This is a genomic window from Pseudomonas sp. S2_F03, from assembly GCF_054668335.1.
The window spans coordinates 4,686,467-4,707,041 of sequence record NZ_CP162759.1 but is presented as its reverse complement, the minus strand read 5'-3'; the positions used below and the strand labels follow the sequence as shown (position 1 = coordinate 4,707,041).

The following is a 20,575-nucleotide window of genomic DNA, read 5'->3' as shown; positions in this document are numbered from 1 at the left end:
AGAACCTACTTTCAATAGTGATTAACGAACGCGACGCAGGTAGCCGTCCGGCGCCACGGTGATCAGCAGTTTGTTCTGCAACTGACGGTCGATTTCGAAGTCAGCGTTTTCTTCCAGGTATTTCCATACCGCGGTTTTCGGGTTGTCGCCCGGGCCCCATGGACGGTCCGGGAAGAAGTCGGCCGGCATGTCTTCAACCACGGTGTCCATGACCACGCAGTAGCTGTCCACCGACACCAGTGGTGCGTACAGGCGCAGCTCTTCGAGCACGTGATCGTGGGTGTGGTTGGAATCGAGGACCAGAATGACTTTCTTGCCTTCGGCGGCAGCGCGGACTTGCGCGGCGATGCCGGCGTCGATGCTCGAACCTTCAATCATCTTGATGCGCTTGCTCATCGGGTGGCTTTCGATGGCTTCGCGGTTGTGCGGGCGAATGTCGAGGTCAATGCCCAGCACTTCGCCGTGACCTTGCAGCTCCAGCAACGAGGCGTAGTAGATGATCGAACCGCCGTGAGCGATGCCGCATTCAATCACCAGGTCCGGTTTGACCTGCCAGATAATTTCCTGCATGGCCATCATGTCTTGCGGCAACTGGATGATCGGACGGCCCATCCACGAGAAGTGGTAGCTGTACTTGTGCTTGGCCGACTGATTGAAGAAATCCTGGGCCAGGCCGGTGAGTTTCTGGTCGTCGCCCTGAGCGGCGATTTGTTCTGCGCATTCGGCTTCGAAGGCTTTATTGATGGTGTTGTCAGTCATTTTTCTAATCTCAATAGTCACTGGAACGAAGCGCTGTCGACGGCGTGATAGACGTAGCGTCCACCGGTCATCCGCTTGATCTCTTCGAGGTAGTTGGAATTCATTACAAACAGGTTGGCGCCTTCGGGCAGTGCATCCATGGCCTCTTGCGGTGAGGAAACCCGCGCGCCACTGAGGGGCAGATACCGGCCCTGTTTGGCCGGGTTGATATCCACCACGCGGTCCACCGCCACGCCGGCCCGTTGCAGGAACAGCGAATAGATCACGCCTTTGGATGATGCGCCCCAGATCGCCGAACCTTGCTGCGGCGCGCCTTGAACAATGTGCACCGCACGCTCAAGGCTCGCGGTGAAACCGTCAGGCAGGTCAAGGCGTGGCACCGGTTGTTCCGGGGTCAGGCGCAAGGTTGCAAGGTCTGCAACGATGTACAGGTACTGGCCACCGAAAAGATGGCCGGCCTCGTGCACGGTGCCGAACATCCGGCGCAGGTCATCGAGGCGGAAATAATTGACGTGCTCGTAGAACAGGTCGAACCAGGCTTTGTGCTCCAGGATCCAGTCGAAGCACGGCACTTCGATGTAGATCTGCCCGCCCTGATTGGCGTCGGCGATCTCGGCGAGGAAACTCACCGGGTCCTGAATGTGTTCCAGTACATGGCGCAGCACGATGGCGTCCGCCGCCAGACCGAGGCCACGGGTGAACGGTGCCTTGATCACGTCGGCGTTGCTGCCTTCGTAGGCCGGGTCGATGCCGGTGATGGCGTAGCCCAGGCCTTTGAGCAGTTCGAGGAAGTAGCCCTTGCCGCAGCCGACTTCGATCAGTTCCCGGCCTTTGAAGTGGCGGGCAATGATGCCCTCGACATCGTTCAAGTGCTTCTGGAACTGGCCCGAATGCGCCTGCTCGTTCTGATAGTCGGCGTCGTAGCTGAGCTTGTTGGCATCAAAGGCCTGATTGAAGATCAACCCGCTCTTTTCGTCCTGCACCAGCAGCATGTCGGCGCTGGCCGAAGCCCTGGCTGACACGGGGTCGGCGAAGGTGCGGTTTTGCAACACCGGCAGGTCGGCGACCCGATACAACTCATGCCTCATGCTCTGCTCCCAGTAGCTGTTGCAAACGGTCCGTCACGCCCCAGAACGCCATCGGTTCGTGAGTCGGGTATGGGTAATGACCGAGGTTCAACCGGATTGATGAACCGCGCGCCTGTAGCCGCTGCTCAACCAGCGCCCGCACCGAAATCGGCTGGCCGCTGGCGCAATTGATCACGCCATCGAATTTGCGCTGTTGCAGGATCGCGGCGAGGTAACCGGCAGCGGTTTCAATCGCCAGGTAATCACGCAACTGCTCGCCGGCCGACATGTTGAAACGCTCGTCACCGGCATCGATTGCCCGGTCCAGTGCCGCCAGCAAACTGTTGGGGTTTTGCCCCTCGCCATGCAGGTAAAACAACCGCGCCCATTGCAGGGTGAACGGTTGAGCCTGCTGCAGGTTTTGCAAAAACACACGCAGCGTATTTTTTGCCAACCCGTAAGGGTTGCTGGGTTGCGCTGCGGTTTGCTCGCTGAGCGGGCCGCTTTGCAGGCCGTATTCGAAACAGGTGCCGGTGACTAATACCTGCGAGACACCCGCCTCCACCGCGCTTTTGATGAACCGGTAATCGGCCATCAGGTTGTGCTCGAAGTGAAACAGCGCCTGATAGTTCGGCAAGCCCGGCCACGCCAGATGCACCAGCGCATCGACGCCATCGGTCAGTGCCTGGATGTTCAGTGTCGGGGCGTGAATATCCGCCGCAATGAACTCCACCGCATTGATCCACGACAAATCCGCAGCGGTCTCGGCGTTACGCGCCACGGCGCGGACTTCGCAGCCACGAGCGAGCAAGGCCTGGACCACATGGCGGCCGACAAACCCGGTGGCACCGGTCACGAGCACTTTCACAGGACGGTCAACTCAGGCACGGCGATGACAAAACGACCATCCCACTGCCGCACCTGCGCCAGTTGCTGACTGACTTCGTGCAGCAGGTTCCACGGCAGCACCAGGACGTAATCGGGCTTTTCAAGATCGATCCGCGCCGGCGACACAATCGGAATGCGGCTACCCGGCAAGTACTTGCCCTGCTTGTGCGGGTTGGCATCGGCCACCCACGCCAGCAAGTCAGGTTTGACCCCGGCGTAATTGAGCAAGGTGTTGCCCTTGGCGGCGGCGCCATAACCGACCACACGCTTGCCGTCGGCCTTGGCCTGCAACAGGAAGCGCAGCAGTTCGTGCTTGATGCGTTCAGCGGCGGGCGCGAGGGTCGCGTAGTACTCGGCGGTTTTCACCCCGGCGGTGAGTTCGGCTTGCAGTTGCTGTGCAACCGCTGGCTGCACGTCGCGACGCACGCCATCGGCACGCTGGACGAAAACCCGCAGCGACCCGCCATGGGTCGACAACTGACTGACGTCGAACACGTGCAGACCGTTGCGCTCGCACAAGGTCTGCACGGCCGTCAGTGACAAGTAGGAATAGTGTTCGTGATAGAGCGTGTCGAACTGCTGGCCGGACATCAGCGTCAGCAGTTGCGGAAACTCGAACGTCGCCACACCGGTCGGCTTGAGCAGGGTCGCAAAGCCGCCAAGAAAATCATTGATGTCCGGGACATGGGCCAACACGTTGTTGGCGGCCATCAGGTCGGCGGACCAGCCTTCGCTGACCAGCTGCGATGCGGTGTCGCGACCGAAGAACAGTTCACGAATTTCCAGGCCTTTTTCCCGCGCCGCTTGCGCGGTACTGCGGGTCGGCTCAACGCCCAGGCACGGGATGCCGCGACCGGCGACGTACTGCAACAGGTAACCGTCGTTGGCGGCGATTTCCACCACGCGGCTGTCCGCCGTCAGGCCGAAGCGCTCAGTCATCTCGGCGACGTAACGCTCGGCATGGGCCAGCCAGGTTGTGGAGAACGAACTGAAGTAGGCGTACTCAGCATCGAACAGGCTGTCGGCGCTGGTGTAATCCTCGGTCTGCACCAGCCAGCATTGCTGACAGACCGCGACCTTGAGCGGCACCCATTGCTCGGCTTGCTCAAGTTGATCGGCACGCACGTAAGCGTTGGACGGCGGCGAGGTGCCGAGGTCGATCAGCGGCAAGGCCAGGGAAGTCCCGCAACCACGGCAGTTCATACACGCACTCCAGCGAAGTGTTCATCGAGCAAGAGATGGCTGGAATCCCGAGCCGACAGATTATTGACAGGCAACGGCCAGGTTATCGCCAGCCGTGGATCGTTCACACTCAAACCACCCTCATGCGCAGGCGTGTAATCGGCGCTGTGCAGGTAGAGCAATTCGGCATCGTCAGTCAGGGTCTGGAAGCCGTGGGCGAAACCGGCCGGGATCAGCAAGCTGCGTCCGTCACCGGCACGCAAGTGCTCGGCATGCCAGTGCAGGAAGGTCGCGGAATCAGGGCGCAAATCCACCGCCACGTCCCAGACTTCGCCACGCAGGCAGGTGATCAGCTTGGCTTCCGGCGCACTCGCATTTTGAAAATGCAGGCCTCGCACACTGCCCCGCTCGCGGGTGCAGGAATGGTTGATCTGACGGATATGAAACGGCTGGCCGAAGGCGCTCAGGCTGCCTTCGCAGAACAGGCGCGCGAAGTGCCCGCGCTCATCCTCGAAGCGTTTGTGCTGCACGCTGAACAGACCGGCCAGCGGCAATGGCTTTAACAGAAACTCGCTCACAACGCGCCCCGATACAGGTTCAACTGAGCCAGGGTGATGGCGCGCATGTCGTCGCCGTTTTGCCAGGCCAGGTGCCAGTCCAGCGTGTGGGTCAGGCACTGCTGCAACGACCAGCGCGGTTGCCAGGCCAACAGTTGACGTGCGCGGCTGCTGTCCAGGCGCAGCAGGCCCGCCTCATGCAATTCACTCGGTTCGATGCGCAAGCCACGGGCTTGCGGCCAGCGGTCGGCGAGCAATTCGACGACTTCGCCGACGCTGCACATGTCCGTTTCACTCGGGCCGAAGTTCCACGCACCGGCAAACTTGGGACCGTGTTCGTAGAGACCGGCCGCCAGTTGCAGGTAACCGGCCAGCGGCTCCAGCGCGTGTTGCCACGGGCGCACGGCTTGCGGGTAGCGCAGGGTCACCGGTTCGTCAGCGGACCAGGCCTTGAGCACATCGGGAATCAAACGCTCCGGTGCAAAATCACCACCGCCCAACACGTTGCCGGCACGGGCCGTGGCCAGGGCCAGACCATGCTCGGCATATTTTTCAGCCGGGAAGAACGAAGCCGCGTAAGACTGCGCCAGCAACTCGCAGCAGGCTTTGCTACTGCTGTAAGGGTCATGCCCGCCCAGCGCTTCGTTTTCGCGGTACGGCCACGCCCATTCCTGATTGGCGTAGACCTTGTCGGTGGTCACCAGCACGCAGGCGCGCACACCGCCAACCTGACGGATCGCTTCGAGCAGATTGAGCGTACCCATGACGTTACTGGAGTAAGTCCCCAGCGGGTCACGATAACCTTCGCGCACCAGCGGCTGGGCCGCCAGGTGCAGGACGATTTCCGGTTGGGTCTCGGCGATCAGCTCCAGCAACGCGCCCAAGTCGCGCAAGTCGCCACGCTGATCGTTGATGCCTTCGTGCACGCGCGCCAGTTCAAACAGGCTGGGCTCGGTGGACGGGTCCAGCGAAAACCCGCTGACCTCGGCACCGAGGCTTTGCAGCCACAGCGTCAGCCAACTGCCCTTGAAACCGGTATGGCCGGTCAGCAGAACCCGCTTGCCGCGCCAGAAGTCCTGGCTCAGTCCCATTGCTTCCATGGGGCCTCCCCGCTCTGCCACAGATGCTCGAGGTGGTTTTTGTCGCGCAGGGTGTCCATCGGATGCCAGAAGCCATCGTGCTGGAACGCTTGCAACTGTTGTTCGTTGGCCAGCGCGGCCAAGGGCTCGGCTTCCCAGGAGGTTTGATCGTCGGCGATGTACGGCAGCACTTTGGGCGACAGCACGAAGAAGCCGCCGTTGATCCAGCCACCGTCACCGCGCGGTTTTTCAATGAAGCCCTTGACGCTGTCACCGTCACGCTCCAGGGCGCCGTAGCGTCCCGGTGGCTGCACGGCGGTCACGGTCGCGAGCTTGCCGTGGGTCAGGTGGAAGTCCACCAAAGCGCCAATGTTCAGGTCCGAGACACCATCGCCGTAGGTGAAGCAGAACGCTTGCTCGCCTTCCAGGTAACGGGCGGCACGACGCAGGCGGCCACCGGTCATGGTGTCTTCGCCGGTGTCGATCAGGGTCACGCGCCACGGTTCGCTGTAGTTCTGGTGAACGTCCATGCGATTGTTGCACATGTCGAAGGTGACATCGGAGGTGTGCAGGAAGTAGTTGGCGAAGAAGTCCTTGATCGCGTAGCCCTTGTAGCCAAGGCAAATCACGAAGTCATGAATCCCGTGGGCGGAGTACTGTTTCATGATGTGCCAAAGAATTGGCTTGCCGCCGATTTCGATCATTGGCTTGGGCTTGAGGTGCGACTCTTCGCTGATCCGCGTACCGAGACCACCCGCCAGAATTACTGCCTTCATCGCTGTCCTCTTGCTCTTCACGCGGCTTGGCCACCCCCGCAAGGGTTGGCGAACCGTCAGATGCACATCATTAACCCGCAGCCACTGGGGCCTTCACGCCTTTGAGGTGAAGGATTTATGGCGATATACGGGGGACTTGCAGGAAGTGAGCCAATTGCTTGGGGTGGGCGACTGATGGGGCTTTGTTGGTTTTTCGGGGCTGGAGTACATATCCGTTGTTGCGGTAATGGCTGCTGGCGGTTTCGCTCTTACAGCGAGTCCCTTTTCCAAACGCCGAAAAGGAACCAAAAGGCTTTGCCCCTCCATTCGGTGCCTCGCCTAGGCTCGGCATGCCCTCACTCCGGCATTGCTCCGGGGGCCCGCCGCCATCGGCCATCCATGGCCGGGGGCGGCTACCGCGGCATCCTTGCCGCGGTACCCCCTACGCAACGCCTGCGTTCGGCCTCTGGGAAAGGGGCAAAAGATCAAAAGCAACGGCAACGGCAACGGCAACGGCAAAATCAAAAGCTTCGCGAGCAGGCTCACTCGCACACGGAGATGCGTGCTCTGAGCTCAGGCCGGCCCATAGGCCGCCTCGCTTTTGATTTTGATCTTGATCTTGATCTTGATCTGCTTTTGATCTTTCGCCCCTTCGGCAGGCCGAGTGGAGGTGTTCATCAGGGGGTTAGGCGCGTAGCGCCGTGCGGCGAAGCCGCACACATCGAGAGGAGGTCGTCGCGAAGCAGACCGTAGGCGATGCCCCCTGATGAATACCGGAGCGAGGGAACACTGAGCCTTAGCGAAGTGCCGTACGCCGGGGCGAAGCCTTTTGCTTACTTTTTGGCGTCTGAAAAAGTGAGTCGCTGTAAGAGCGAAACCATAAGCCGCCGTTACCGCAGAAACGGATATACGCACAGACCAACGCTTACACACGAAGCCACTGATTTTGATCTGCCTAAACACCCAAACAGAATGGTGAAAAACGAAGTCGTATGCCGATCCATTGTCGGAGTGAACCCGCTCGCGAAGCATTTGATCTTGTTCTTGATCTGCTTTTGATCTTTCGCCCCTTCGGCAGGCCGAGCGTAGGTGTTCATCAGGGGGTTAGGCGCGTAGCGCCGTGCGGCGAAGCCGCACACATCGAGAGGAGGTCGTCGCGAAGCAGACCGTAGGCGATGCCCCCTGATGGATACCGGAGCGAGGGAACACTGAGCCTTAGCGAAGTGCCGTACGCCGGGGCGAAGCCTTTGCTTACTTTTTGGCGTCTGAAAAAGTGAGTCGCTGTAAGAGCGAAACCATAAGCCGCCGTTACCGCAGAAACGGATATTCACTCAGACCAAAGCGCACACACGAAGCCTTTGATTTTGATCCGCCCCCCATGGACCGAACGCAGAAAATCAGTCCGGCAACCACCCCCACAACCAATGCTGAAGATTATCCCCCCGCAACATGAAGTCCCGATGCACCGCCTCACGCAATTGATCACCCATGCGATAACTGGCATCAGGATCAGCCAGATGCATGCGAATCGCCTGCAACCACTCATCGGTGCTATTGCTCAAAATCTTGGTGCACGGCAAGAAACCGTCATAAGCACGGGTATCCGTGCAAATCACCGGATAACCGCACGCGCCATATTCCAACAACCGCAGGTTACTTTTGCAGTCGTTGAAGATATGGAACTCCAGCGGCGCCAGTGCCAGATCGAGATTCAGGCTCGCCAGTTTGTACGGGTAGTTTTGCAGATCGATGGTGCCATAAAACTCATGAACATACGGGCGCAAGGCGTCCGGGCACATGCCGAAGAACACCCACTCCACTTCATCGGCCAGCTCGCGGACCACCTCGGCAATGATTTCCAGATCACCGGTGTGGCTGGTGCCGCCCCCCCAGCCAACCCGTGGTTTTTTCGACGTGCGGCGTTGACTGGTCAGCGTCGCCCACGGCTCGGGTGGCAGCATGTTGGGCACCACGCGAATTTCACTGTGCATACTCGACAGGGCATCCGCCAGCGCCTGGGTAGTCACCACCACGCGGTCGCATTGGGCAATGCCCTCACGCAGCAACTGCTCGGTGTTGACTGGTTTGTTGCGCGCATGAGTGTTCTTTTTCGGCGTGCTGACGATGTAGTCGTCCAGCTCGAAAATCCGCAAGGCGTTGGAGAATTTCTTTATGCGCAGAATGTCTGCCGCCGAGCCTTCCCCGTAGCGCCCCTGCAAAACAATAGTGTCAGGCGACAGGCGCTCGATTTCCACGGTCGATGGCGACTCGTAGGCCACACGTGAAATAACTCGCCCAGCCGACTCAAGTGCCGCCAGGGGTGCTGTCACGCGGTAATACCCGATCGCCGACTCGTTGACCGGCAACCCGAGAATCACCGGCAGGTCGCGATGGCAGAACGGATTCCAGTTATTGCGCAGCGAAGGCTCCAGACTGAAACTCGACACACCGAGTGTCAGCGCCGGATTGTAGGCCGGATCGCGAGATATTTTCGGCAACCACTTTTGGTAGAAAATTTCCTGTTCAAGTACCAGCGCCTGCACATCGCCCGGCGACGCTGCTGGCGGGGCATCCTCCCCAATCACGACGCTCGCAAAAGGCGTCCAGACGATCAAGTAGCCGTTTTTATCCGCCTTGAGGCACAGATCAGTAGCGCCGAGTTCCAGATTGAATTCGGCGTCATCCAACCGACCCAGGCTGTCGAACACTTCTTTACGCACCATCAGGCAATCACTGCTGACCGCGCTCCAGTTCTGCACTACTTGCAGACGCTGCATGTAGCCACGCGCACTGACATGTTCGCCAAGGAACGGCGAGGTGGCGGGCCCGGCCAGCCCCAGAATCAAACCGGCGGAGACAATCGCACCGCTGGGGTTCATCAGGCGCGCGCCGACCACGCCGACTTCCGGACGCTGGGCGTGGTTGAGCAGTTCGGCGAGCCAGTCGCCGGCGCAAATCACACTGCGCGGGTTGAGCGTCAGCAGATACTCGCCACGCGCCTGGCTGGCTGCGAAGTTGACCAGGGACGCTTCACCGGTACGACCGTCAAAAGGCAGCACTCGCAACATCGCGGCGCCCAGCTGAGACATCGCGCCCAGCCAATCGGCCATCGCCGAATCGCCGCGCCCTTCATCGACAATCAGGATTTCGTATTCGGCGTACGTCGTCTGCTCGATCAGGCTTTCCGTGCAGCGTTGCAAGGCTGACAGCGAGGCGCCCGCCGCAATGATGATCGAGACCACAGGTCGGTGAGAGTGCAGGTAGTCGATGCGCTTGAGCAGCGGCAGCTCTTGATCGCGAATCCGGTGTTCGAGACCGATGCGGGTCAGGTGTGCGCTGACCAGCGCCTCACTGCCTTCGATCACTTCAGGCAACGACAGCCAATCGGCGTAGGTCTGTGTCGACTCCACCTGAATCTCGCTGATGTGCTCAATGGTGTGCAACCCGGCCTCTTCCACCAGCCGCCAGAGCAAATCATGCGGCGCCAATTCGCCATGAGCCGAATCGAAACCGCCCACCGCCAAAAAGCGCTGGCGCTCAAACGCCAGGGTGCGCCCGACGTATGGGTAGGAACGCATCAGGTCGAGATTGAAGCCTGGCTTGAACACCGGCTCCACGGACTCCCCTTCCACCAACGCGCCTTCGTCACTGTAGGCGCAGAGCATGCCCGGCGTACCGGCAATGCGTTCCGCGAGCACCACCAGTGACGACTCACGCAACGTGTCGCCGGCGCGCAGCAAGTAGAACCAGTGCGCGCCTTCCAGCTGCGGTATCACAGCATTGAGCTGGCGCGACCAATTTGCCTCAAGCGGCAATGGCAGCACGTTATCGGCGGCATCGAATGGCGTGTTGGACAACACCACGATGGCTTGCGGTGCGTAGAGTTGAGTGGCGAGGCTGTCCAGCGTGGCTTTCAGCGCGACGCCATCCGACTCGGTGTCGATGATGATTGGCACCAGGTTCGGACGCACAGCCCAGCGGCTGATTGTTTGCGGCATGTGCCGCGTTTCCGCCGAGGTAAATCGGCGGCTTGCCAGCCATTCGCGATAGAACTCGGCATAGCTGTCGCTCTGCCCGCCGACTCGGCCGTTGACCACGGTGTTGCGGCCGCCCAGCACGCGTACCACGCACAACTCTTCCCACTGACGAGGCTCATCAGCAGCCTTGTTTAAATCAACCATGCGCACCCAACCCGAGGCCGGTGCCGACTCCCCCTCGCGAGGTGAGCATTTGAATCAACCATTCCAGTTCCTGAGCGCCGGCGCGGACCATTTCCGACGTCTTGCTCAGACGTTCCGGGTACATACGCTCGGTGCTCATTACCGTGTTGAGCGCCGCCATATTGCCGCGTCGCAGCAGGCACACGAATAAAGCGAAATCGAGCATCGCGACAAAACCGGTGCCTTCCTGGACCAGCGCAGGCAACACTTCCAGCACATCGGCACGGCGCATCAGGGTCGAGCTGAAGTTGCCGATGAAATTCTTCGTCGTGTTCTCGAAAATGGCCAACATGTCATCGCCCTTGAGCAACGCATCACCATACGTGAAACGGCAGTTATCGAGCCGCGGCGGCAGGATGAAGTTACCGGCATCGCTCAACATGCGCAGACCGCAAACGAGGTTGACCTCGGGATGATCAATCAGTACCCGGGCCTGCAACTCGATGCTCGGCGCAAACAGACGGTCGTCGTCGCACAGCACTTTGATGAACTCGCCTCGAGCTTCCTTGACGCAGCGCAATACGTTCTTTTGCAGGCCCAGACGCTTTGGGTTGCGCAAGTAACGAACGGTGTGTGCAGGGTCGGCAAACGACTCGACGATGCGCTGTATCTCGGTGGAGGACGAATCGTCACAAATGACGATTTCAACGTTCTCGTAAGTTTGAGCAAGCGAGCTTTCCAGCGCCTGACTGAAGAAGCGCGGGTTGAAGGCAGGGATGACGATACTGACTAGAGGGCGTTGATTCACGACAGAACTCTCGAGCGGCGAGCCTCTGCCCTTTCAGGCAGAGGCTGCGGAACCGCTTAGGAAAAGACGGCTGGTAGCTCGGCAGCCACAGACTCAGATTTTGTTGAACAAGCCCAGTTGAGCAATCTTGCTGAAAGCCAGTTGCGACGCTTGCAACATGGTTTGCTGCAAGGTCAGGCGGGTCATGACTTCGGCTGGATCAGAATCGCGGATCGCCGACTGGGTCTGGGTGTTGGCCATGACCAGACTCTGATTGGTTTCGCTCTGGGTAGACAGGGCTGCACCACGACCGCCCACCGAACTCAGGGAGCTGGACAACTGATCGCTGCCGCTCGCCAGGTTGCCGATGCCCGAGGCCAACGCAGCCTGAAATTTCTGAATCTGGATCGGATTGCCGCTGATTGGCGTATTCAGCGCAGTCTTCAACTGGTTCACGGTATCCAGGATGTTCTGGGTTTCGTGGGTATTGACGGCCACGCTGAACTGATCGCCCGCGCCCGGCGTACCGGCCAGGGTGAAGCTCACGCCCGAAGCGGTGGCGATGCCAGCCGCTACAGTGCCGGAAGACACTGGCTGGCTGTTGGCGGTCAAAGGTGCGGCGTACAGGTCGAACGCCGTGGCGCTGGTGAACTTCATCACTGCCGATCCCGTAGGGAAACTGGCGTGATAAGCCACTGGGTTGGTGATGCTGCTGCCAGTGACCTGAGTGGCTGTCGGGTTGCCCGGGCTGCGGGTTGCCGTGAAGGTGTCAGGCTTGGCCGCAAGCGTAAAGCTGTGGCCCGGCAGCACGGTGGCTGCGTTGTCACCGACCGCCAGATTGATGTTCAGGTTCAGGTCGACGCCACGGAACGACACGGTCTGGCCAACCGTGGTAGCCGGGTTGAACGCGCCCCCCTGACTGGCTTCAGCGGTCACGTCGTTACCGCCCGAGTCGGTGATTTTCAACTGGGTGCCGCTGACGAAATCGACGGTGTACGGCTCGCCCGAACGGAACTTGCTGTTGTAGGTCACGCTCGACGACACCTGACCATTGGACAGGACCACGCGACCGTCATCCACGGCCGGCGCGGTCATGGTGACCTGGCTGCGGCTGGTGTTGATGGCCTGCTGGAACACTTCCCAACCGGTGCTGTTGGTGGCCATCGACATGGTGTCGCCCACTTTCAGGTCGAGGGTGACCTGGTCGCCGTTGTAGCTGTAGGTACCATCGGCGTTGCGGGTGAACGGCACGGTGTCGCCCTTGGAGCCGGAGAAGATGTACTTGCCGTTCTCGTCCTGGCTGTTCATCAGGCTCAGCAACTGCTCTTCGATCTGCCCCAGCTCCGAAGCGTTAGCCTGACGGTCGGCGTCGGTGTAACCGGCGTTGCCGGCACCGATCGCCAGTTCCTGGGCGCGCTGCAGTACGTTGGTGATGCTGGTCATGACCGACTCGGTCTGACCCAGGGTCGACTTCAAGGTATTGGTGTTGGCTTTGTACTGGTCGAGCATCGAAGCCTGTTGGCCGAGCTGCAACAAACGCGAAGCGCCAACCGGATCATCCGCAGCAGTGTTGATGCGAACCAGGCTGCTGGCCTCTTCGCTGCTCTTGACCACGTTGGAGAAGTTCTTCTGATAGTTGGCAGCAGAGGACTCGTAAAACTGGGCGGTAGAAATGCGCATGGGCTACGACTCCTTAAAGACTGTTGATCAGTGTGCTGAAGATTTCTTGCGCAGCTTTAATGATCTGCGAAGAGGCGGTGTAGTACTGCTGGTATTTGACCAGGTTGCCGGTTTCCTCATCGAGGTCGACACCGGACAGCGAATCGCGAGCGCCCTTGGCGTTGTCCAGGATGGCGCCGGTCGCGGCGCTGTCGAGCTTGCCCTGAGCAGCTTTGGCGCCCACACCCTCGACCAGTTTGCCGTAGGCGTCGGTCAGGGAAATGCCTTTGCTCGCGGAGCCGGTGTCGACCACCTGCTTGGTCTGCAAGCCGGCCAGTGCGGTGCCGTTACGGTTATCCATCGTGCCTGGTTGCGCGATGTTGATGTCCACCGCTGTGCCAGTGGCCGGCGAACCGGCCACGGTCATGTCGAAGCTGACCGTACGCTGCACGGCAGGTGGGCCCGGATCCATGATCGGCGCACCCGTGCCATCTTGCAGCGGCACGGTCAGACTCAGGGTGTTGTTCTGGTTCGGTATGATGGTGCCGGTGCTGATCTGCACGCCTTTGGCATCGAGCAACTGGTAAGGCTGGCTGGCACCACCGGCCGCCGGGGCACCGAACACCACTTTGACCGGCATGGAGGTTTTCATGCCGTTCTGGATGAGTGCGGTGGTGGCCGTGTCGTAGATGTCGAACTTCGTGGTCACGGTTGGCTGACCGCTGGACGAAATGGTCAGGGTACCGCTGCCGCCCGGCGCAATGGCCGCGCTCAACGGTGCCGCGATCGCCAGACGCTTGGAGTCGGTCATCTCGGTCTTGATGTTCGCCGCCGCGTTGCGGGTCGGGGTGATCTTGAACGTGTCACCGGCGGCAGCAGTACCGCCGCTGAGCGTCAACGAGAAACCGTCAATCACTGGCGGCGGCGTGGTCAGGGTGCTGAATGCGCCCATGGACGTGCCGTCCGGCAGACGTTGTACGGTGTAGTTGGTGCCGCTGGTGAAGGTGACTTTGTAATCGTTGATGGTCAGTTTGCCGCTGTCCTCGATGCTCACATCGAAGTCGCCTGAACCGGCGCTGTTGCCGACGGTGGCAACACTGCGATCGGCCATCTGTGCGGCACTGTTGACGCTGTTGAACAGGTTGGAACCGAACGCACCGTTCTTGTCGATGCCCTGGGCCTGGAGGCCGTTCATCTGATCGGCGACGACCAGCGCCACGCGTCCCAGCTCGTTCATGGCCGGATCGAGCACGGTGCTGCGGTAGCGCAGCAGACCGCCAATCTCGCCACCGGTGATCACCGAGGTGATGTCGACAGTGCTGCCGCCACGGTTGAGCTGAATGCCCATGCGCGAAGGATCGGCCAGGCTCGGCACCATTTGCAGGGTGCTGGCGGTGCCGCCCATGACCAGCGGCTGGCCGCTGCCCAGATACACATCAAGGTTGCCGTCGCGCTCGATGACTTGCGCGCCGGTGAAGGTGGAGAGCTGACGCACGGTTTCGTTGCGCGCATCGAGCAACTCGTTCGGCATGCCGCCGGCCTTGGAAACCTCGGAGATTTTCTGGTTCATCTGGGCCACGGTGGCGGCCAGTTTGTTGATCTGGTCGGCCATGTTCGTCAGGTTGCCGTTGATGCTCGCGTTCTGCGCGGTCAACTGGCTGGACACCGAGTTGAAACGGGCGCTCAAGGCCTGAGCATCGCTGAGCAGCAATTGACGAGACGCATCGTCACCCGGCTTGGCGTTGACGTTCTGCACCGAGGCGAAGAACTTGGTCAGCGCGCCGTTGAGGCCGGTGCCGCTGTCCGACAGCAAGGCATCGAGCGGGCTGATCTGCCCGGCGTACGCGGCCGCATCGCTGTTGAGCGAGGTGGTGGTCTGCAGTTGTGCATCGAGGTAGCTGTTGTACACGCGACGCACATCGGCCAGGGTCGTGCCGGTGCCGATGTAGACGTTGCCGAATTGATTCGAGGCTTTGCTGCTCTGCACGGTTTGCTGACGCGAATAACCGGCGGTGTCGGCGTTGGCAATGTTATTGCCGGTAGTCATCAACGAGGATTGGCCAGCGGCCAGACCCGACATCCCGATATTGAGCAAACTCATGGTTCAGACCTTATGCCTTGTGCCTATAGAGGCGTGGTGGAAGCGCCCGCCGCAGCGTAGTTTTGGTAACTCGTCATCTGCTTGGCTATCTGCGAGATCTTGCTTGCGTAATCCGGGTCGGTTGCATACCCGGCTTTCTGCAACTCGCGTACAAACTGTTCTGGGTTATCGGCCGACTTCACAACATCTTGATAGCGATTGTTGGTTTGCAGCAAAGTCACAAGGTCATGGAAGCTGTCTTTGTACGAGTCGTAGGAACGGAACTCAGCCGTCTCCTTGACCATCTCGCCATTCCTGAATTCACTGGTGATGGCCCGCGCCGAATCGCCCTTCCAACTGGTGCCGGCCTTGATGCCGAACAGGTTGTGGCTACTGCTGCCATCCTGGGCGCGCATGACCGATTTACCCCAACCGGTTTCCAGCGCCGCCTGGGCTACCAGGTAACGCGGATCGACGCCAATGCGCTCGGCGGCTTCCTTGGCCATCGGCAGCATGGTGTTGACGAATTCGTCGGCGGAACTGAAGGCTTTCTTCGGCGGTGCCAGGGGAATCTGCGCCATGGCACGGCCGTAAACCTGCATGCGTCCGCTCGATTTCGTGTCCGTTTGCGAGGCCAGCCAGTCACCATTGAACAGCGGACCGGCACCGGTCGCTGCCGCAGGCGTCGCGACGCCACGCTCAGGCAACAACGGTTTGTTGGCGGTCGCAGCAGTCGTTGCCGAAGGCACCAGACCGGCGAGCAAGCGATCCGCCAGTTTCGGTGGCAAGGCCAGACGACGCTGATTGATCAGCTCCATGTCATTGCGATGTGTGCCCTCGCCTGCCGGCGCTTTCACCGAGCGCGAAGCCCACAACGGACGCTGACCATTGAGCCGCGACAGCGGACCGTCGGTGGCCACGGTGCCCGCCGCAATCGGCGTCGGCACGGCGGCTTTCGCCGCTTCCTGCTTGGCCGCGGATGCCGCTGCCGCCTCACCCGGCGCCAGTGGTTTGTTCTTCGACATCTGACGCATCAGCACGTCCGCCAGACCAATACCACCGCCCTCACGGGACATGGAAATGGCCAACTGCTGGTCGTACATTTCCTGATACTGCTTGGCCGCCGGCGTGTTGAGCGGATTGTCCTTGCCCAGCGCTTCGGTGGCCGAGCGCATGGATTTGAGCATTTCACCAAGGAACAGCGACTCGAATTCCTGCGCAACCTTGCGCATGTTGCCGTCACTGTTCTTGTCGCCCACCTTGAGCTGATTCAAGCGATTCAAGTCCGAATAGGAACCGGAGTCGCTGCTGCTGACCAGACCGCTCTTGCGCATATCCATGACGACGGTCCCTTAGATCACGATCAGGTCGGCTTGCAATGCGCCAGCCTGTTTCAGTGCTTCGAGGATCGCCATCAAGTCGCCCGGTGCCGCGCCGACCTGGTTCACCGCACGCACGATTTCGTCGAGGGTGGTGCCCGGGCCGAACTTGAACATCGGCTTGGCTTCTTGCTGTGCGTTAACCCGCGAGCGCGGCACAACCGCCGTCTGACCATTGGACAGAGGGCCGGGCTGGCTGACAATCGGGTCTTCGGTAATGGTCACGGTCAAGCTGCCGTGCGTCACGGCGGCCGGCGAAACCTTGACGTTCTGGCCGATCACGATGGTGCCGGTACGCGAGTTGATGATGACTTTCGCCACCGCCTGCCCCGGATCGACTTCAAGGTTTTCCAGGAGCGACAGGTAGTCGACCCGCTGACTTGGATCAAGCGGTGCGCTGACGCGGATCGAACCGCCGTCGATGGCCTGGGCAACGCCCGGACCGAGCATGTTGTTGATCTTGTCGACGATGCGCTTGGCGGTGGTGAAGTCCGAACGGTTGAGGTTCAGCGTCAGGCTGTTGCCTTGGTTGAAACCGCTCGGCACTGAACGCTCGACCGACGCACCACCAGGGATACGACCGGCCGACGGAACGTTGACGGTGATCTTCGAACCGTCACGGCCTTCGGCATCAAAACCACCCACCACCAGGTTACCCTGGGCGACGGCATAGACGTTGCCGTCGATACCCTTGAGCGGCGTCAGCAACAGGGTACCGCCGCGCAGACTCTTGGAGTTACCGATGGACGACACGGTGATATCGACTTGCTGACCCGGCTTGGCAAACGGCGGCAGGTCCGCGCTGATCGATACCGCGGCCACGTTCTTCAACTGCACGTTGCCCGAACCCGGCGGCACCTTGATGCCGAACTGCGAGAGCATGTTGTTGAAGGTCTGCAGGGTGAACGGGGTTTGCGTTGTCTGGTCACCGGTGCCGTTAAGCCCCACCACCAGACCGTAACCGATCAATTGGTTGGAGCGTACGCCGGAAATACTGGCGATGTCCTTCAGCCGCTCGGCTTGAACGTTGAAGGCTGCCGACAGCAAAAACGCAGCCACCATAAGGCTTTTGAAATTCAACGTAGCCACCTAGAAAGGGAACAGCGGGCTGAGGAAGAAACGGTCGAACCAGCCTGGCTGACTCGCATCGGCAAACGAACCGGTGCCCGAGTAGGTGATGCGTGCATCGGCGACACGAGTCGACGACACAGTGTTATCGGTCGAGATGTCATCGGCGCGCACCAGTCCGGCAATCCGCACCAGTTCATCGCCCGTGTTAAGGGTCATCCACTTCTCGCCACGTACGGCGATGATGCCGTTAGGCAACACGTCGGCAACGGTCACGGTGATCGAGCCGGTCAGGGTGTTGCCCTGCGCCGCCTTGCTGTCACCCTTGGTCGCGCGGTCGCCTTCATAGCTGGCGTCCAGGCTCAAGTCACCACTGCCAAACGGGTTGTTGGTATTGGGGGTGGAACCGAACAGCGAACTCAGGCCGATGCTGGCCTTGCTGTTCTTGCCAATCTGCGAGTTGGCGTTTTTGCTGGCCTGGGTCTTCTCGTTCAGCGTGATGGTGATGATGTCACCCACCCGGAACGCCTTGCGGTCGCTGTACAGGTTCTGTTCGAAACCGGCCTGATAGATCGAGCCATTGTTCGCGGCCGCCGGCAACGGCGTGCGCGGCAACACCGGGGCGTAATAAGGGTCATTGGGCTTGGGCGTCGTTGGGACGCAGCCCGCGAGCACAACAGCCCCACTCAGTGCCAGAACAGATACAAAGCGATTCATGACCCTACCTCACGGTGTTGCAGGCGACCTCATGGCCGCCTCATAGACTTGATTACAGATTCTGCGTTACGAACGAGAGCATCTGGTCGGCGGTGGAGATCACCTTGGAGTTCATCTCGTAGGCACGCTGAGTGGTGATCATGTTGACCATCTCTTCAACGGTGCTGACGTTGGACGTTTCCAGGGTGTTCTGCAGCGTGGTACCGAAACCGTTCAAGCCCGGGGTACCGACTTGCGGTGCGCCGCTGGCCGCAGTTTCCAGGAACAGGTTGTTGCCCACTGCTTGCAGACCGGCCGGGTTGATGAAGTCGGCGGTTTGCAGGTTGCCGATCACCTGGTTGGCCGGGTTACCCGGAACGGTGATGGACACGGTGCCGTCGCGACCGACCGTGAAGGTCTGCGCGTCGTTGGGAATGACAATGGCCGGCTCAAGGGCGAAGCCGCTGGCGTTCACGACCTGACCGTTGGAGTCGAGGTGGAACGTACCGTCGCGGGTGTAAGACGTGGTGCCGTCCGGCTGCAGGATCTGGAAGAAACCGCGACCGTCGACCGCCAGGTCAAGTGGCTGCTCGGTGGTTTGCAGGCTGCCGGCGGTGAAGTTTTTCTGGGTGCCGACGATGCGCACACCGGTACCCACTTGCAGACCCGACGGCAGTTCGCTGTCCTGGGTCGACTGGGCGCCTGGCTGGCGCTTGATCTGATAGAGCAAGTCCTGGAACTCGGCACGATCACGTTTGAAACCCGTGGTCGACACGTTGGCCAGGTTGTTGGAAATGGTGGTCAGGTTGGTGTCCTGGGCGGACAGACCTGTTTTGGCAACCCATAGAGCCGGAAGCATTCGATTCTCCTCGTGCGCCTGTTTTACGGCGCGACGTTCTGATAATTAGCTGATCTGCAAGACCCGAGCCATGGCCTGGTCATCGTCTTTGGCGGTGTTCATCATCTTGATGTGCAGCTCGAACTGCTTGGACAAAGCCAACACCGAGGTCATTTCTTCCACGGCGTTGACGTTGCTCGACTCCAGGAACCCGGACACCAGTTTGACGCCGGAATCGGCTTGCGCCGGCTTGCCGTCCTTGGTGTGGATCGAACCATCCAGGCCTTTGGTCATGTTCTTCAGGTCAGGGTTGACCAGCTTGATGCGGTCGACTTCAGCCATCACGCGCGGGCCTTCGCCCATCGCACGGATGCTGATGGTGCCGTCCTCGCCCACTTCGATTTGCTGCTCGGGCGGCACGGCGATCGGTCCGCCATTGCCCATCACCGGCATACCGTTGCCGGCCCGCAGTACGCCTAGGGCGTCCACGTTCAGGCTGCCGGTGCGCACGTAAGTTTCTTGACCTGCAGGGTTCTGCACGGCGATCCAGCCATTGCCTTGCACGGCGACGTCGAGGTCGCGGCCGGTCTCGACCAGCGAGCCAGGGGAGAAGTCGGTGGCCGGGCGCTCGGTCATGGCAAACGCACGCGCCGGAAAGCTGTCACCAAACACCGGCATCGAACGGGCCTGTTCCAGGTCCTTCTGAAAACCGTTGGTGGAGATGTTTGCCAGGTTGTTGGCATGAGCCTTCTGCGCCAGTGCATTCTGGCTGGCGCCGGTCATTGCCACATAAAGGTACTTGTCCACACTCTTTCCTCTGCATGCCGGACGTTTGCCGCCCACCGCTGTACTTCGCAGGCTGTAGCAATTTGCAGACCAACTTGCACGCAGAGGCTCAAAGCCCTTTAAAACACTGGGCTTGAGGGTTATCAGGGGAGGATGACGGATTGTGTCAAAGTCGAAAAACCGGCGCGGATATGCCGCTTCGCGGCAATACGGTGAAAGCCCTCGGCCGGATTTGCTACCAGCCTTTGACTCCGCTCATGTCGGGCAACTGGTGGGCAATGCCCTTGTGGCAGTCGATACAGGTCGCCTGGCCGCTGGCCAGTGACGTGGAGTGCATATTGGCGGCGCGTTTGCCCTGACGGGTGAAATCCATGAATTCGAAGTTATGGCAATTGCGGCACTCCCGGGAGTCGTTGGCCTTGAGCCGCCCCCACTCGTGTTCGGCCAACTCACGCCGCATATCGAGAAACTTTTCACGGGTATCGATCGTGCCGAACACCTTGCCCCACACTTCCTTGGAGGCCTGCATCTTGCGGGCAATCTTGTGCGTCCATTCATGGGGAACATGGCAGTCCGGGCACGTGGCTCGAACGCCGGAGCGATTGGTGTAGTGAATGGTTTCCTGCAACTCGACAAAAACGTTGTCGCGCATTTCATGGCAGGAAATACAGAACTTCTCGGTATTGGTCGCTTCCAGTGCAGTGTTGAAACCGCCCCAGAAAATCACCCCGGCAATAAACCCGCCAAGCGTCAGGAAGCCCAGGCTGTAATGCACGCTGGGCCGACGCAGAACACCCCAATAATCCTTGAGCAGGGCAAGCAACGATTTCATGTC

The 20,575-nt window shown here is 60.3% G+C and carries 15 protein-coding genes and 1 pseudogene; all 16 read right to left on the bottom strand.

The genetic code is table 11. The features are described 5' to 3' along the window. Positions 1-21: 21 nt before the first annotated feature. The 16 genes and pseudogenes from AB4N76_RS21970 to AB4N76_RS21895 all read right to left on the bottom strand — a co-directional run bounded on the left by AB4N76_RS21970 (position 22) and on the right by AB4N76_RS21895 (position 20,572). The gene (locus AB4N76_RS21970) at positions 22-759 is read right to left on the bottom strand and encodes a cephalosporin hydroxylase family protein (RefSeq protein ID WP_007948882.1); all 738 of its coding nucleotides are present in this window, start codon (positions 757-759) and stop codon (positions 22-24) included. A 17-nt stretch (positions 760-776) separates the two neighbouring features. Further along, positions 777-1,847: a class I SAM-dependent methyltransferase gene (locus AB4N76_RS21965; RefSeq protein ID WP_460163515.1), complete on the bottom strand. Its 1,071-nt coding sequence runs from the start codon at positions 1,845-1,847 to the stop codon at positions 777-779. Further along, positions 1,837-2,694 carry an NAD-dependent epimerase/dehydratase family protein gene (locus AB4N76_RS21960; RefSeq protein WP_460163514.1) on the bottom strand — a complete coding sequence of 286 codons (858 nt, stop codon included), beginning with the start codon at positions 2,692-2,694 and terminating at the stop codon, positions 1,837-1,839. Before AB4N76_RS21960 ends, AB4N76_RS21965 begins: the two co-directional genes overlap by 11 nt. Then, positions 2,691-3,917, bottom strand: a complete 1,227-nt coding sequence (locus AB4N76_RS21955) for a methyltransferase domain-containing protein (protein ID WP_460163513.1) — start codon at positions 3,915-3,917, stop codon at positions 2,691-2,693. Before AB4N76_RS21955 ends, AB4N76_RS21960 begins: the two co-directional genes overlap by 4 nt. Continuing rightward, the gene (locus tag AB4N76_RS21950; protein ID WP_109786394.1) at positions 3,914-4,474 is read right to left on the bottom strand and encodes a dTDP-4-dehydrorhamnose 3,5-epimerase family protein; all 561 of its coding nucleotides are present in this window, start codon (positions 4,472-4,474) and stop codon (positions 3,914-3,916) included. Before AB4N76_RS21950 ends, AB4N76_RS21955 begins: the two co-directional genes overlap by 4 nt. Continuing rightward, positions 4,471-5,553, bottom strand: coding sequence for a CDP-glucose 4,6-dehydratase (gene rfbG / locus AB4N76_RS21945; RefSeq protein WP_109786393.1), 1,083 nt, complete (start codon positions 5,551-5,553; stop codon positions 4,471-4,473). Before rfbG ends, AB4N76_RS21950 begins: the two co-directional genes overlap by 4 nt. After that, positions 5,535-6,308, bottom strand: a complete 774-nt coding sequence (gene rfbF / locus AB4N76_RS21940; protein ID WP_046032804.1) for a glucose-1-phosphate cytidylyltransferase — start codon at positions 6,306-6,308, stop codon at positions 5,535-5,537. Before rfbF ends, rfbG begins: the two co-directional genes overlap by 19 nt. 1,376 nt (positions 6,309-7,684) lie before the next feature. Next, positions 7,685-11,255: pseudogene (locus tag AB4N76_RS21935) on the bottom strand (glycosyltransferase). A 93-nt stretch (positions 11,256-11,348) separates the two neighbouring features. After that, on the bottom strand, positions 11,349-12,914 hold the full coding sequence (locus AB4N76_RS21930) for a flagellar hook-associated protein 3 (RefSeq protein WP_046032802.1): 1,566 nt from the start codon (positions 12,912-12,914) through the stop codon (positions 11,349-11,351). Positions 12,915-12,927: 13 nt separating this feature from the next. Continuing rightward, entirely contained in the window at positions 12,928-14,994 is a 2,067-nt protein-coding gene (gene flgK / locus AB4N76_RS21925) for a flagellar hook-associated protein FlgK (protein ID WP_046032801.1), read from the bottom strand. 23 nt (positions 14,995-15,017) lie between these two features. Then, positions 15,018-16,313, bottom strand: a complete 1,296-nt coding sequence (gene flgJ, locus AB4N76_RS21920; protein ID WP_077430670.1) for a flagellar assembly peptidoglycan hydrolase FlgJ — start codon at positions 16,311-16,313, stop codon at positions 15,018-15,020. Between the two features lie 12 nt (positions 16,314-16,325). Continuing rightward, positions 16,326-17,414 (bottom strand): flagellar basal body P-ring protein FlgI, encoded by a 1,089-nt coding sequence (locus AB4N76_RS21915; RefSeq protein WP_046032799.1) that lies wholly within the window; start codon positions 17,412-17,414, stop codon positions 16,326-16,328. A 27-nt stretch (positions 17,415-17,441) separates the two neighbouring features. Next, positions 17,442-18,137, bottom strand: coding sequence for a flagellar basal body L-ring protein FlgH (gene flgH, locus AB4N76_RS21910; protein ID WP_046032798.1), 696 nt, complete (start codon positions 18,135-18,137; stop codon positions 17,442-17,444). Positions 18,138-18,189: 52 nt separating this feature from the next. Then, positions 18,190-18,975 carry a flagellar basal-body rod protein FlgG gene (gene flgG, locus AB4N76_RS21905; RefSeq protein ID WP_046032797.1) on the bottom strand — a complete coding sequence of 262 codons (786 nt, stop codon included), beginning with the start codon at positions 18,973-18,975 and terminating at the stop codon, positions 18,190-18,192. A 45-nt stretch (positions 18,976-19,020) separates the two neighbouring features. Further along, entirely contained in the window at positions 19,021-19,761 is a 741-nt protein-coding gene (locus AB4N76_RS21900; RefSeq protein ID WP_046032796.1) for a flagellar basal body rod protein FlgF, read from the bottom strand. A gap of 214 nt (positions 19,762-19,975) precedes the next feature. After that, a complete protein-coding gene (locus tag AB4N76_RS21895) occupies positions 19,976-20,572 on the bottom strand; it encodes a cytochrome c3 family protein (RefSeq protein WP_046032795.1) in 597 nt (198 codons plus the stop codon). Positions 20,573-20,575 lie beyond the last annotated feature (3 nt).